This is a genomic window from Modestobacter sp. VKM Ac-2979 (assembly GCF_026967995.1).
Taxonomy (GTDB): domain Bacteria; phylum Actinomycetota; class Actinomycetes; order Mycobacteriales; family Geodermatophilaceae; genus Modestobacter.
Genome location: NZ_JAPVBO010000009.1, coordinates 179,514 through 192,520 on the forward strand (window position 1 = coordinate 179,514; position 13,007 = coordinate 192,520).

Sequence of the window (13,007 nt, forward strand, 5' to 3'; positions counted from 1 at the left end):
TCGGGCCGCCGCCGTGGAGTCAGCGGGGCGGGATCGTCCCCGGCTCGACGGTCGAGCCGCCGGCGGCGACCAGGACGCCGTCCCGCCACACCTCGCGCACCCGCCCGGCCAGGCCGGTGAGGTCGCCCGCGTCGCCGTCCAGGACCACCAGGTCGGCCCGCTTGCCGGGCTGCAGGCTGCCCAGCTCGCCGTCGACGCCCAGCAGCTCGGCGGCCGAGAGCGTCGCGGCGTGCCAGGCCTGGTCGGCGGTCATCCCGCAGCCGGCCATCAGGCCGAGCTCGGAGAGGTTGTCGCCGTGCGGGCCCACCCCGCTGTCGGTGCCCATCGCGACCTTCACCCCGGCCTCGACCGCCCGGCGGACGGACTCGTCGTGCACTGACTGCACCGCGCGGGCCTTCTCGATCACGGCCTCGGGCAGCGACGCTCCCGCGGCGACCGAGGCGAGCACCGCCCGGGGGGCGGCGAGCGTGGGCACCAGCCAGGTCCCGTGCGCCAGCATCAGGTCGATGGCCTCGTCATCGAGGTAGATGCCGTGCTCGATCGAGCGGATCCCGGCCCGGACGGCGGCCTTGATCCCCTCCGCGCCCTGCGCGTGGGCCATCACGTGCACCCGGGCCGCCGTCGCCTCCTCGACGAGCACGTCGAGCTCGGCCGGCCGGAAGTGCGGGTGCCGCGGGTCGTCCCGAGCGGAGAGGACTCCGCCACTGGTGGCCACCTTGAGCACGTCGGCGCCGGCGCGCAGCAGCTCCCGCACGGTGCGGCGCATCTCGTCGGCGCCGTCCACGACCGTTCCCGGCCGACCGGGGTGCGGCCCCATCAGCGGCAGCTCGGCGCCGCAGACGTGCCAGCCGTCGCCGTGCCCGCCGGTCTGGGACAGCATGCTGATCGCGATCTGCATCCGCGGCCCGGCGATCAGCCCGTCGCGCACGGCCTGGGCCACCCCCAGGTCGGCGCCGCCGGCGTCCCGCACCGAGGTGATGCCCACGGCCAGGGTGCGGCGGAGGTTGAGCACCGCCTCGTAGAAGCCGTAGCTGAACGGCGTCTGGAGCAGCCGCAGCATGTCCACGCCGCTGAGCATCACGTGCACGTGGCAGTCGAAGAGGCCCGGCAGCACGGTCGCGCCGGCGCAGTCGACGACCTCGTCGCCCTCCAGCCCCGTGCCGACGTCCAGGACGCGGCCGTCCTCCACGAGGACGTCGGCGCGGGCAGCGGGCCCGCCCGTGCCGTCGAACACCTGGCCACCGGCGAACACCCGTCGTGTCATCCGGGTCACACTAGCGATCCGTCAGTGGGCCGCAGGACCGTGCGGCCGGGGGAGGTCGGCCGGCGCGTGGTTGGCTCCCGGGCATGAGCCCCCCGACCGACGTCGGCCGCGTCGCCGGCCTGGTCGGGATCCTCTTCGGACTCGCCGGCATGGGCAGTGCTGCGGTCGCGGTCACGCTGCCGGCCATCGCCGCCGACCTCGACCTGACGACCGGTGGCGTCTCCTGGGTGATCAGCCTCTACGCGCTGATGCTGGCCGTGGCGACCGCCGTGTACGGCCGGATCGCCGACCTGGCCGGCATCCGGCTGCCGCTGGTCGTCGGCGTGGCCCTGATGACCGCCGGGGCGGTGCTCGGCGGTCTGGCCCCCAGCTACCCGGTGCTGCTGGGTGCCCGCATCCTCCAGGGCCTGGGTGCGGCTGCGGTCCCGGTGCTCGGCATGGCGATCGTCAGCGCGCGGTACGAGGGAGCGGTGCGCACCGCCGCGCTGGGCAAGGTCGCCGGTACCGCGGCGGCGGTCAGCGCGCTGGGGCCGTTGGTCGGTGGGCTGGTGGCCGACGTCGCCAGCTGGCGGGCGGTCGTGGTGCTGCCGGCGCTCGGGTTGCTGCTGGTGCCGGTGCTGTGGCGGTCGGTCCCCGCCGTGGGCACCGGTGCCCGGCTGGACGTGCTGGGCGCGGTCCTGGTCGCCGGCACCGCCGCCGGGCTGGTGCTGCTCGTGCAGTCCCCGGCCTCCGGGGTGGTGATCGCCGCCGTCGGTGCTGCGCTGCTGGGGCTGGGCGTCCCGGCGGTCGCCGCGCAGGTGCGCCGCCGGCCGGAGGGCTTCCTGCCCAGGGCCGTCGTCCGGGAGCCGGTGGTGGTCCGCAGCGCGCTGGCCGCCTCCGCCGTCCCGGCTGCCTGGTTCGCGCTGCTGATCGCCGTCCCCGCCGTGCTCGCGGGCGAGGGGTGGACGCCGCTGCACATCGGCCTGGCGCTGGTGCCCAGCGCGGTCACCGGCTTCCTCGCCCCGCGGCTGGCCGGCCCACTGCTGGCCCGGCTCGGCCCCGCCCGGTCGCTGGCCATCTCCGGGATCATCGCGACCGTCGCGCTGCTGGTCGCTGCTCTGGGCGCCACCGCTGGTTCCGCCCCCGGCCTGGTGACGGCCGTCGTCCTGGTGACGGTCGCCTTCGGGCTGGGCCAGCCGGCACTGATGGCCGCGGTGGGTGGCGCCGTTCCCGACGAGGTGCGCGGCGTCGCGCTGGGCATCGCCACGCTGGTCTTCCTGGTCGGCGGCGGGGTGGGGTCGGCGGTGGTCGGCGGTGCGGGCGAGGTGCTCGGGCTGGACCGCAGTCTGCTGCTGCTCGCCGTGCTGCCGCTGATCGGTGCGCTGGGCCTGGTCGGCAGCATCCGGGCGGAACGGCGCGACCCGGGAGCACTCACCCCTTAGCAGGGCTCATCTTCGCGCCGCCGTGCGCTGGGCTAGCGTGCCCCGCATGCGGCCGACCGACCTCTCCCTGCTGCGCGTGCCCGGTGTGCCGACGGTGTCCCCGGACGGGGCGACCGCCGTCGTCGCCGTCAGCCGGCTGGACCTGGACGCCGACGAGTACCGCGGCCAGCTGTGGACCGTCCCGACCGACGGCTCCGCGCCGGCCCGACCGCTGACCCACGGCCACCACGACTCGGCACCCGTGTTCTCCCCGGACGGCCACTGGCTGGCCTACCTGTCGGCCGAGCCGAAGGGGCGGCCGCAGCTGCACGTGCTGCCCGCCGGCGGTGGCACGGCCCGGCGGCTGACCGACCACCACCTGGGCGCCGGCACCCCGGTGTGGTCGCCGGACTCCCGCCGGCTGGCCTACACCGCACGGGTGCCCGAGCAGGGGCGGTACGGCACCGACGAGGACGTGTCGCCGGGTGCGGAGCCTCCCCGGCTGATCACCACCCTGAAGTACCGGGCCGACGACATCGGTTTCACCAACGACCGCCGCAGTCACGTCTTCGTCGTCGACCTGCCCGCGGACACCGACGACGACGCCGTCGAGGAGCCCACGCCGTTCCAGGTCACCGGCGGCGACGTCGACGACACCGACGTGGCCTGGCGTCCGGACGGCGCCGAGCTCGCCTTCGTCTCCGCGCGGCACGAGGGCGCCGACCTCGACCTGGTCTCCGACGTGTACGTCGTCCGGCCCGACGGCAGCGGGCTGCGCCGGGTCACCGACTCCCGGTCCACGTGCAGCCACCCGGCCTACGACCCGGACGATCCCACCGGCCGCACCATCTACCTCACGGCGATCCCCGACCTGGGCCCGGTCGGCCGGGACTTCGTCGGCCGGAACAGCACCCTGGCGCAGGTCAGCGCCGCGGGTGGCCCGGTGGTGCCGCTGCTCGACCCGGAGGAGCACGACCGCGGCGACGAGACCCCGGCGACCGTCGTGGCCGGTGGCGCCGCCCTCATCGGTGTCCAGCGCCGCGGCGCCGTCGAGCTGCTGCGGGTCCCGCTCGGCGGAGGCGAACCCGAGGTGCTGGTCGAGGGGCAGTACACGGTGCGGGGGATGGCCGTCGGGGGCGGCGTCGTCGTCGCCACCGTCGCGCACGACCGCTCGGCGGGCGAGCTCATCGCGGTCACGCCGGGACGGCGCCGGCTGATCACCGGCTTCGGTGCGCCGCTGCAGGCCACCGGCCGGCTGCACCGGATGCGGGAGACGACGGCGACCGCGCCGGACGGCTACCCGGTGCACGGCTGGGTGACCACGCCGCCCGGGCCGGGGCCGCACCCGGTGCTGCTGACCGTGCACGGCGGGCCGTTCAGCCAGTACGGCTGGACGCTGTTCGACGAGACCCAGGCCTACGTCGAGGCCGGCTACGCCGTGCTGATGTGCAACCCCCGCGGGTCGTCGGGCTACGGCCAGGCGCACGGCCGGGTGGTCAAGGAGCACATGGGCGAGCTGGACGCCGACGACGTGCTGGCCTTCCTCGACGAGGCGCTGACCGACCCAGGGCTGGACTCCTCCCGCGTCGGGCTGATGGGCGGCTCGTACGGCGGGTTCATGACCACGCTGCTGCTCGGCCGCACCGACCGGTTCGTCGCCGGCATCAGCGAGCGGGGCTTCAACGACCCGGTGAGCTTCGTCGGCTCCTCCGACATCGGGTTCTTCTTCCCCGACGAGTACGTGGGCACCGACCCCGAGCGCGTCGCCGCGCAGTCGCCGATGGCCTCGGCGCACCGGATCACCACGCCGACGATGGTCATCCACTCGGAGGAGGACTGGCGCTGCCCGCTGGAGCAGGGGACCCGGCTCTACGTGGAGCTCAAGCGCCGCGGCATCCCCACCGAGCTGCTGCTCTTCCCGGGGGAGGGGCACGAGCTGTCCCGGTCCGGCCGGCCCAAGCACCGCCGGGCGCGGCTCGAGCACGTGCTGCGCTGGTGGAGCCGCTGGCTGCCGACCCCGCAGAACAGCCCGGTGATGGGCGCGCTGCCGGCCGGGTCCGGCCCGGGCGGGCCGGACCCGGCCGAGCCGCTGACCGTGCAGGCGACCCGGGTCGACTGAGGAGCGCGCTGGGCCACGCCCCCGCTCACCTGCGGCGGCGGACCACCGCGTAGCCGAGGGCGAGCAGCGTCGCGCCCAGTGCGGTCTCGACAGCCCGGGCCCGGACGCTGGCGCGGACGATGCCGACGGCGTCCGGGCGCGCCTGCCGGGTGCCCAGCAGCGCTCGACCGAGCGACGAGTCGACGCCGGCGCCGACGGTCACGATGCGCTGCGACGGTGAGTCGAGCCGGGCGGTGAGCCCGGCATCGGCCAGCGCGCCGGCCAGCTCGGCGAGATCGGCGCGGCCGGGCCGGGTCCCGGTGCGGGCGGTGGCCGCCGCCGAGCGCAGGCCCAGCACGAACCCGCGGACGTCGTCGGCGACCACGTGGACGTCACCGCCGGCGGCGGTGACCCGCACGGGCGCACCGTCGACCCCGATGGACAGGTCGCCCGTCACGTCGAGGCGGGCCACCTCCGGGTTCATCCCTTGCTGGCGTTCTCGGCGGTGGTGATGCGCAGCGTCCCGTTCAGCCGCCAGGTGGCGCGGGGGGCGTCGGGACCGGTCTCCCGCGGCACTTCGACGGTCATGTCCACGAACTCGTAGTTGATCGCCGCGCCCTTGCCCGTCAGGTAGGCCCACATCTCCTTGCCCAGGTCGGCGAAGCTGGTCGTCTCGTGGGACTTGATGTCGCGCTTGCCGGTCGCAGTGTCGCTGTTCGACATGGTCATGGAGCTCTCCTCGCTCGGGCGGTGGCCGCGCGGACGCGGCGCTGCCGGACCTGCCGCGGGCGCGCTCGTCCACGGCTCCGGTTGTGCACTACCCGGTATGGCGTCGACGAACCGGCGTCCGGAGCAGGCGGCGGCGGAGGGCGGTGCGGGCCGCGGGCCGGTCTAGCGTGTCCGCATGGCGCTCATCTACCCCGTCCAGGCCGACCTCCCGGAGCCCGACGAGGACAGCGAGGCCGACTTCGCCGAGCTCGCGGCCGATCTCTCCGACAACTGGCTGGTCGAGATCGCGGTGGGGGAGGACGGGGACGACGCGTGCTTCGGCCCGCTCACCGCGAGGGCGGCCTGGGACCTCGCGGTCGACCTCGACGAGCGCCGCCCCGACTGGTCGATCTCGGTGGTGCCGCTGCACGTGGCCGGGACGGCGGAGGAGCTCGTGGATCTCTTCGAGGACTAGAGCCCTCGAGGACCGGCCCCGGCGCCGCGCCGGTCACCAGCCGCGGGCGCGCCACTCCGGCAGGTTCGGGCGCTCGGCGCCGATCGTCGTGTCCGCGCCGTGGCCCGGGTAGACCCAGGTGTCGTCGGGCAGCTCGCCGAACAACCGGCTCTCCACGTCGTCGACCAGGCTGGTGAACCGGGCGGCGTCGGACTGGGTGTTGCCGACGCCGCCCGGGAACAGGCTGTCGCCGGTGAAGACGTGCGTGCCGGCGCCCTCGGGGCCGCGCCAGACCAGCGCGATGCTGCCCGGCGTGTGCCCGCGCAGGTGCACCACTGCGAGGGTCTGGTCGCCCACGGGGACGGTGTCGCCGTGGGAGACCGGGCGGGTGACCGGCACCGGCAGGTCGGCTGCGTCGGCCGGGTGCGCGACGGTCTCCGCGCCGGTCGCCTGCACCACCTCCGGGAGTGCGCGGTGGTGGTCCCAGTGGCCGTGCGTGGTCACCACCGTGCGGACGTCGGCGTCGCCGATCAGCTCCCGCAGCGCCGCCGGCTCGGCCGCCGCGTCGACCAGCAGCGACTCCCCGGTGGCCGTGCTGGTGAGCAGGTAGACGTTGTTCGCCATCTCGCTGACGGCCAGCTTCCGGATGGTCAGCCCCGGGAGCTCGCGGACGTCGGCGGGGCCACCGACCTGCACGTCACCGGTGTACGTCTGCCCGCTCATCCCGCTCCCGTCTGAGACTGTCGGTGCCGCCGTCTAGGTTCGTCGGCATGGACGCTAGTGCAGGTTCCAGGCCCTCCGGCGCGCCGGCCGCGGCGGGGTCCGGCGAGCCGACGCTCGACGGGGTGGTCGGGCTGCCGGCGACCGAGCTGGCCGCCAGGGTCCGCGCCGGTGAGCTCTCCGCGGTCGACGTCGTCCGTGCCCATCTGCGGCACCTGGCCGCCGTGGAGGCGCGGATCGGGGCGTTCCGGGTCGTCCGCACCGAAGCCGCCCTGGCCGAGGCCGCCGCGGTCGACGCCCGCCCCGACCGGGCCCGGCTGCCGCTGGCCGGTGTCCCGATCGCGGTCAAGGACAACGTCGCGGTGGCCGGCGAGGTGGCCACCGACGGGTCGTCGGCCCACCTGCCGGCGCCGGCGAGCGCCGACCACCCGGTGGTGGCCCGGCTGCGGGCCGCGGGGGCGGTCGTCGTCGGCATCACCCGGGTGCCCGAGCTCTGTCTCTACTGCGCCACCGACGGTCCGGGCACGGTCACCCGCAACCCGTGGGACACCGCACGGTCGGCCGCCGGCTCCTCCGGGGGCAGCGCCGCCGCGGTGTCCGCCGGTGTCGTCCCGCTGGCCCAGGGGAACGACGGCATGGGCTCCCTCCGGCTGCCCGCTGCCGCCTGCGGGCTGGTCACGCTCAAGCCCGGCTCCGGAGTGGTCCCGGCCCTGATCGGTGCCGACAGCTGGTCCGGCATGGCGGAGAACGGTGTGCTGGCCACCACCGTCGCCGACCTGGCCGTCGGCTTCGCCGTGCTGGCCGGCACCGAGCCGGCCCCGCCGGCGGCTCCGGTCGGCCCGCTGCGGATCGCGGTGTCGACCCGGTCGCCCGTGCCCGGCGTCCGGCTGGACGCCGCCGCCCGCGCTGCGCTGGACGCCGTGGTGGCCGAACTGCGGACCGCCGGGCACGTCGTGGTCGAGAAGGAGCCGCTGATCACCCCGGCTGCGGCGCTGGGCACCATCACCCGGTGGCTGGCCGGCGCCGACTCCGACGCCGAGGCCCTCGGGCTCGACCGCCAGGCCCTGGAGCCGCGTAGCCGCACCCACGCCCGGCTGGGCCGCTGGGTGCGCCGGGCCGGCCTGGTCCGGCCGCAGACGGCGGCGGCGTTCCGGGCCCGGATGGCGAACTTCTTCTCCGACGTCGACGTCCTGCTCAGCCCGGTCGTCTCCGGTCCGCCGCTGGCTGCGCGGCCGTGGCACGAGCGGGGCTTCCTGGCCAACATCACGGCCAACGCCCGCTGGGCGCCGTGGACGTCGGCCTGGAACGTGGCCGGCCTGCCGGCGCTCGTCCTGCCCGCCGGCCCGGGCCGGGAGGGGCTCCCCAGCTCCGTCCAGTTCGTCGGCCCGGCCGGTGCCGAGACGCGGCTACTCTGGCTGGCCGGGGAGCTCGAGGGCCGGCTGCCCTGGCGCCGGCACGCGCCGGTCTTCGACCCGGCCGGACCGGTCGGCGGCCCCGCCGGCTGACCGGGCAGCGTCGCCTCGGCCCGCGGTGGGGGAGACCCAGCCGACACCCGGGCCGGGAAGCGCACCGTCCGGGCCACCGTTCCACGGTCCGATGCACCGCACCGGCCTCAGCACCGCACCACTGGTCCCCGCCGCCCCGCGACCGGACCAGCACCGAACCACTGCGACCGACAGGGATCACATGGACCGGCTCGTCGTCCGCGGCGCCCGAGAGCACAACCTCAAGGACGTCCACCTCGACCTGCCCCGCGACGCGATGATCGTGTTCACGGGGCTCTCCGGCTCGGGCAAGTCCAGCCTGGCCTTCGACACGATCTTCGCCGAGGGCCAGCGCCGCTACGTCGAGTCGCTGTCGGCCTACGCCCGCCAGTTCCTCGGCCAGATGGACAAGCCGGACGTCGACTTCATCGAGGGCCTGTCCCCGGCGGTGTCGATCGACCAGAAGTCGACCAACCGCAACCCGCGGTCGACGGTCGGCACGATCACCGAGGTCTACGACTACCTGCGGCTGCTGTACGCCCGGGCCGGTCAGCCGCACTGCCCCAACTGCGGGAAGCCGATCTCGCGGCAGACCCCGCAGCAGATCGTCGACCAGGTGCTGGCCATGGAGGAGGGCACCCGGTTCCAGGTGCTGGCGCCGGTCGTCCGGGCGCGCAAGGGCGAGTACGTCGACCTGTTCAGCTCGCTGCAGACCCAGGGCTTCTCCCGGGTGCGGGTCGACGGCACCATCCACCCGCTGACGGAGCCGCCGACGCTCAAGAAGCAGGAGAAGCACACGATCGAGGTGATCGTCGACCGGCTGACGGTCAAGGAGAACGCCAAGCGGCGGCTGACCGACTCGGTCGAGACCGCGCTCGGGCTCGCCGGTGGCCTGGTGGTGCTCGACTTCGTCGACCTCCCCGAGGGCGACGCACACCGGGAGCGCACCTTCTCCGAGCACCTGGCCTGCATCGACGACGGGCTGTCCTTCGAGGCGCTCGAGCCGCGGTCGTTCTCGTTCAACTCGCCGTTCGGCGCCTGTCCCGAGTGCACCGGCATCGGCACCCGCAAGGAGGTCGACCCCGACCTCGTGGTCCCCGACCCCGGCAAGAGCCTCGGTGAGGGCGCCATCGCCCCGTGGGCCGGTTCGATGAGCAACGAGTACTTCCAGCGGTTGCTCGGCGGGCTCGCCGACATGATCGGCTTCTCCATGAACACGCCCTGGGAGGAGCTGCCGGCGAAGGTGCAGAAGGCGGTGCTGCACGGCTCCCCGGACCAGGTGCACGTCCGCTACAAGAACCGCTACGGCCGCGAGCGCAGCTACTACGCCGCCTTCGAGGGCGTGCTGCCCTTCCTCGAGCGCCGACACGAGGACACCGACAGCGAGTTCATGAAGGACAAGTACGAGGGCTACATGCGCGACGTGCCGTGCCCCGTCTGTCACGGCACCCGGCTCAAGCCGGAGATCCTCGCCGTCAAGTTGATGGGCCGCTCGATCGCCGAGGTCACCGGGCTGTCGATCGGCGAGGCCTCCGAGTGGCTCAACGCCCTGGAGCTCGGCGAGCGCGAGCGGGCGATCGCCGTCCAGGTGCTCCGGGAGATCCAGGCCCGGCTCTCCTTCCTCGTCTCCGTCGGGCTGGACTACCTGTCCCTGGACCGGCCGGCCGCCACGCTGGCCGGTGGGGAGGCGCAGCGCATCCGGCTGGCCACCCAGATCGGCTCCGGGCTGGTCGGCGTCCTCTACGTGCTCGACGAGCCCTCGATCGGCCTGCACCAGCGCGACAACGTCCGGCTGATCGAGACCCTCGTGCGGCTGCGGGACATGGGCAACACGCTGATCGTCGTCGAGCACGACGAGGACACCATCAAGCAGGCCGACTGGATCGTCGACATCGGTCCCGGCGCCGGCGAGCACGGTGGCGAGGTCGTGGTCAGCGGCACCTACGAGGACCTGCTGGCCAGCGAGCGGTCGATCACCGGCCAGTACCTGTCCGGCCGCCGGGAGATCACCATCCCGAAGATCCGTCGCGAGCGGACGCCGGGCCGGGAGCTGGTCGTCAAGGGCGCCCGGGAGAACACCCTGCGCGGCATCGACGTGGCGTTCCCGCTGGGCGTGCTGGTCGCCGTCACCGGCGTCTCCGGCTCGGGCAAGTCCAGCCTGGTCAACGACATCCTCTACACGACCCTGGCCAACGAGCTCAACCGCGCCCGGATGGTGCCCGGCCGGCACCGCACCATCACCGGCCTGGACCAGCTGGACAAGGTCGTCGGCGTCGACCAGTCGCCGATCGGCCGCACCCCGCGGTCCAACCCGGCCACCTACACGGGGGTCTGGGACCACGTCCGCAAGCTGTTCGCCAGCACGTCGGAGGCGAAGGTCCGCGGCTACCAGCCCGGCCGGTTCTCCTTCAACGTCAAGGGCGGCCGGTGCGAGGCGTGCTCCGGCGACGGGACGCTGAAGATCGAGATGAACTTCCTCCCGGACGTCTACGTGCCCTGCGAGGTCTGCAAGGGGGCCCGGTTCAACCGGGAGACCCTCGAGGTGCACTACAAGGGCAAGACCGTGGCCGAGGTGCTCAACATGCCGATCGAGGAAGCCGCCGAGTTCTTCGCGGCCATCCCGGCGATCGCCCGCTACATGCGCACCCTCACCGACGTCGGTCTCGGCTACGTCCGGCTCGGCCAGCCGGCGACGACGCTGTCCGGTGGCGAGGCGCAGCGGGTCAAGCTCGCCAGCGAGCTGCAGAAGCGCTCCAACGGCCGCACCATCTACGTCCTCGACGAGCCCACGACCGGGCTGCACTTCGAGGACATCAACAAGCTGCTGCAGGTCATCCAGGGGCTGGTCGACAAGGGCAACTCGGTCATCGTCATCGAGCACAACCTCGACGTGATCAAGAGCGCCGACTGGTTGATCGACATGGGCCCGGAAGGTGGCTTCCGCGGCGGCATGGTCGTGGCCGAGGGGCCGCCGGAGCTCGTGGCCTCGGTCCCGGAGAGCCACACCGGCAGGTTCCTCGCCAACATCCTCGACCCGGAGGCCGTCGCCGCGGCGGCCGCCGGCCCGAAGAAGAAGGCCCGCAAGAAGGCCAGCTGACCGGTGCGCGGGGCGGTTGCGGCCGCCTCGTGCGCCCCGGACGAGAGGACCCACCGTGACGACGACGTCCGGCGACCTGCCCGTGCTACCGCGCCCCGATGGGGTGGACGTCCGCTACCGACGCTGGCTGCCCGCCGGCGAGATCCGGGGCACCCTGCAGCTGGTCCACGGCGCCTCCGAGCACTCCGGCCGCTACGAGCGCCTGGCCGGTGCGCTCACCGGGCGGGGCCTGGCCGTCTACGCGATGGACCTGCGCGGGCACGGTCGCACCGCCGAGGTCACCGGCCCCGGTCGGTTCGGGGCGCCCGGCGCCGACGGCGTCCTCGACGACGTGGAGGCCCTGCACCGGCTCGCCGCCGAGGAGCACCCGGGCCTGCCACGGGTGCTCCTGGGCCACTCGATGGGCTCGATCATCGCGCTGGCCAGCGCCGAGCGGGACGGCGCCGGGCTGAGCGGGCTGGTGCTGTCCGGACCGATCGGGGTGTCGCCGGAGCTGGCCGAGACGGTGTCCGCCCTGGACGGTGCCGTGGCCGCTGGGCTGGGAGACCAGCCGCTGGACGCCCTCGGCGCCTTCAACGAGCCGTTCGAGCCGGCCCGCACCCCCTACGACTGGCTGTCGCGTGACCCGGCCGAGGTCGACGCCTACCTGGCCGACCCGCTCGCCGGCGACCAGGTGCCGCTGACCCACGGGTACGCGGCCGGGGTCTTCGGCATGTCGGTCCGTGCGGCCAGCCCGCAGGGCGTCGCCGCACTGCCCGGAGGTCTGCCGGTGCTGCTGCTGTCCGGGCAGCACGACCCGGTCGGCGGCCGGGACGCCGAGCAGGTCACCGCGCTGGCCGGGCTGCTCCGGGAACGCGGCCTGCCGGTCGACCAGCGGGTCTACCCCGAGGCGCGGCACGAGGTCTTCAACGAGACCAACCGCGACGAGGTCGTCGCCGACCTGCTCGGCTGGCTCGAGGCTCGCCTCGGCGGTTGACCGGGAGGCTCGCCTCGACGAACGACGCGGAGGCTCGGCGGCCGCCCCGGAGCGGCTGCTGCGCCGGTCGGCCTCCAGGGCGCCCCGCGGGGCACGGGTCAGCTACGACGGTCCTGCACGTCCAGGAGTCGACCGCCGGTCGGCGCGGGTGGCCGTCCGGCCTGCACCGCGCCGGTCACCTCGCCCACGGCCGCCTGCGCCGCATCGGGCCCCTCGACCAGCCAGACCGCCGACCGCGCGGGCCCGGCGCAGGCCGTGAGCTCCACCAGCCACGGGTGCGTCCGTTCCGCCGCCGCCAGCTGCCTGATCCGGCGACCGCGCAGCAGCAGGACGAAGGCGGCGACCGACCCGAGCCCGGCCGTCAACGCGATCGGGCGGAGGGCGGAGACCTCCTCTCGCCACGGGTCCGCCCCGGCCCCGGGAGCGGCCCAGCCCTGCCAGCGGGTCGACCTCCCCAGCACCCAGCTGGCCCGGGGTGGAGGTGGGGGTGAGCCCGTGGGCGTGCCCCAGGGCAGCAGCAGCCGCCCGACCGCCGCGGCGTCCGGCCGGGCCACGGGGGCCGGCAACACCCCAGCGCGGAAGCAGCTGACCCGCCAGTTCCCGCCCCAACGGTCGGTGACCACCACGCCGCCCCGTTCGCTGCTCGCCGTCCCGCGCATGCCCGTCCCGTCCTCCGCCCGTCGCTGAGAGGGCCACCCTGGCAGCCGCGGCCGGTGTGGTGCCGGCGTCGTCCACAGGCCGATCGCCGTGCACGACGAACCCGCTCCGCGGCACCCCGGTCCACCACCGGGACGTGTGGCCTCTCC

Annotated in this window: 11 protein-coding genes; 6 read left to right on the top strand and 5 right to left on the bottom strand. The window is 74.8% G+C overall.

The genetic code is table 11. The features are described from left to right. Window positions 1-19: 19 nt before the first annotated feature. Window positions 20-1,264, bottom strand: a complete 1,245-nt coding sequence (locus tag O2W15_RS23295; RefSeq protein ID WP_269181187.1) for a metal-dependent hydrolase family protein — start codon at window positions 1,262-1,264, stop codon at window positions 20-22. 83 nt (window positions 1,265-1,347) lie between these two features. On the opposite strand from O2W15_RS23295, the gene O2W15_RS23300 reads away from it, so the two are divergent. Both O2W15_RS23300 and O2W15_RS23305 read left to right on the top strand, forming a co-directional pair. Next, entirely contained in the window at window positions 1,348-2,685 is a 1,338-nt protein-coding gene (locus O2W15_RS23300; RefSeq protein ID WP_269165155.1) for an MFS transporter, read from the top strand. A gap of 46 nt (window positions 2,686-2,731) precedes the next feature. Continuing rightward, window positions 2,732-4,783, top strand: coding sequence for a S9 family peptidase (locus O2W15_RS23305; RefSeq protein ID WP_269181188.1), 2,052 nt, complete (start codon window positions 2,732-2,734; stop codon window positions 4,781-4,783). Between the two features lie 25 nt (window positions 4,784-4,808). Here O2W15_RS23305 and O2W15_RS23310 read toward each other — a convergent pair whose 3' ends face one another. Next, window positions 4,809-5,246 (bottom strand): hypothetical protein, encoded by a 438-nt coding sequence (locus O2W15_RS23310; protein WP_269181189.1) that lies wholly within the window; start codon window positions 5,244-5,246, stop codon window positions 4,809-4,811. Beyond that, window positions 5,243-5,491: a hypothetical protein gene (locus tag O2W15_RS23315; protein WP_269181190.1), complete on the bottom strand. Its 249-nt coding sequence runs from the start codon at window positions 5,489-5,491 to the stop codon at window positions 5,243-5,245. Before O2W15_RS23315 ends, O2W15_RS23310 begins: the two co-directional genes overlap by 4 nt. A gap of 175 nt (window positions 5,492-5,666) precedes the next feature. On the opposite strand from O2W15_RS23315, the gene O2W15_RS23320 reads away from it, so the two are divergent. Then, window positions 5,667-5,945, top strand: coding sequence for a hypothetical protein (locus O2W15_RS23320; protein ID WP_269181191.1), 279 nt, complete (start codon window positions 5,667-5,669; stop codon window positions 5,943-5,945). Between the two features lie 33 nt (window positions 5,946-5,978). On the opposite strand, the gene O2W15_RS23325 is transcribed toward O2W15_RS23320, so the two are convergent. After that, window positions 5,979-6,647, bottom strand: coding sequence for an MBL fold metallo-hydrolase (locus O2W15_RS23325; protein WP_269181192.1), 669 nt, complete (start codon window positions 6,645-6,647; stop codon window positions 5,979-5,981). A 47-nt stretch (window positions 6,648-6,694) separates the two neighbouring features. Between O2W15_RS23325 and O2W15_RS23330 the strand changes: the two genes are divergently transcribed. From O2W15_RS23330 to O2W15_RS23340, 3 genes are all read left to right on the top strand, one after another. After that, the gene (locus O2W15_RS23330) at window positions 6,695-8,149 is read left to right on the top strand and encodes an amidase (protein ID WP_269181193.1); all 1,455 of its coding nucleotides are present in this window, start codon (window positions 6,695-6,697) and stop codon (window positions 8,147-8,149) included. 181 nt (window positions 8,150-8,330) lie between these two features. Beyond that, window positions 8,331-11,225, top strand: coding sequence for an excinuclease ABC subunit UvrA (gene uvrA, locus O2W15_RS23335; RefSeq protein WP_269181194.1), 2,895 nt, complete (start codon window positions 8,331-8,333; stop codon window positions 11,223-11,225). 55 nt (window positions 11,226-11,280) lie between these two features. Continuing rightward, complete coding sequence (locus tag O2W15_RS23340; protein ID WP_269181195.1) at window positions 11,281-12,201, top strand: alpha/beta fold hydrolase; 921 nt, start codon at window positions 11,281-11,283, stop codon at window positions 12,199-12,201. A gap of 98 nt (window positions 12,202-12,299) precedes the next feature. Here the strand turns inward: O2W15_RS23340 and O2W15_RS23345 are convergent, their stop codons facing one another. After that, window positions 12,300-12,860 (bottom strand): hypothetical protein, encoded by a 561-nt coding sequence (locus O2W15_RS23345; protein WP_269181196.1) that lies wholly within the window; start codon window positions 12,858-12,860, stop codon window positions 12,300-12,302. Between the last annotated feature and the right edge of the window lie 147 nt (window positions 12,861-13,007).

What these genes read in the sequence shown, in the direction of transcription:
- O2W15_RS23345 (WP_269181196.1), bottom strand. Translation starts at nt 12,860, where the DNA reads ATGCGCGGGACGGCGAGCAGCGAACGGGGCGGCGTGGTGGTCACCGAC.
- O2W15_RS23320 (WP_269181191.1), top strand. Translation starts at nt 5,667, where the DNA reads ATGGCGCTCATCTACCCCGTCCAGGCCGACCTCCCGGAGCCCGACGAG.
- O2W15_RS23310 (WP_269181189.1), bottom strand. Translation starts at nt 5,246, where the DNA reads ATGAACCCGGAGGTGGCCCGCCTCGACGTGACGGGCGACCTGTCCATC.
- O2W15_RS23305 (WP_269181188.1), top strand. Translation starts at nt 2,732, where the DNA reads ATGCGGCCGACCGACCTCTCCCTGCTGCGCGTGCCCGGTGTGCCGACG.
- O2W15_RS23315 (WP_269181190.1), bottom strand. Translation starts at nt 5,491, where the DNA reads ATGACCATGTCGAACAGCGACACTGCGACCGGCAAGCGCGACATCAAG.
- O2W15_RS23295 (WP_269181187.1), bottom strand. Translation starts at nt 1,264, where the DNA reads ATGACACGACGGGTGTTCGCCGGTGGCCAGGTGTTCGACGGCACGGGC.
- O2W15_RS23330 (WP_269181193.1), top strand. Translation starts at nt 6,695, where the DNA reads ATGGACGCTAGTGCAGGTTCCAGGCCCTCCGGCGCGCCGGCCGCGGCG.
- uvrA (WP_269181194.1), top strand. Translation starts at nt 8,331, where the DNA reads ATGGACCGGCTCGTCGTCCGCGGCGCCCGAGAGCACAACCTCAAGGAC.
- O2W15_RS23300 (WP_269165155.1), top strand. Translation starts at nt 1,348, where the DNA reads ATGAGCCCCCCGACCGACGTCGGCCGCGTCGCCGGCCTGGTCGGGATC.
- O2W15_RS23325 (WP_269181192.1), bottom strand. Translation starts at nt 6,647, where the DNA reads ATGAGCGGGCAGACGTACACCGGTGACGTGCAGGTCGGTGGCCCCGCC.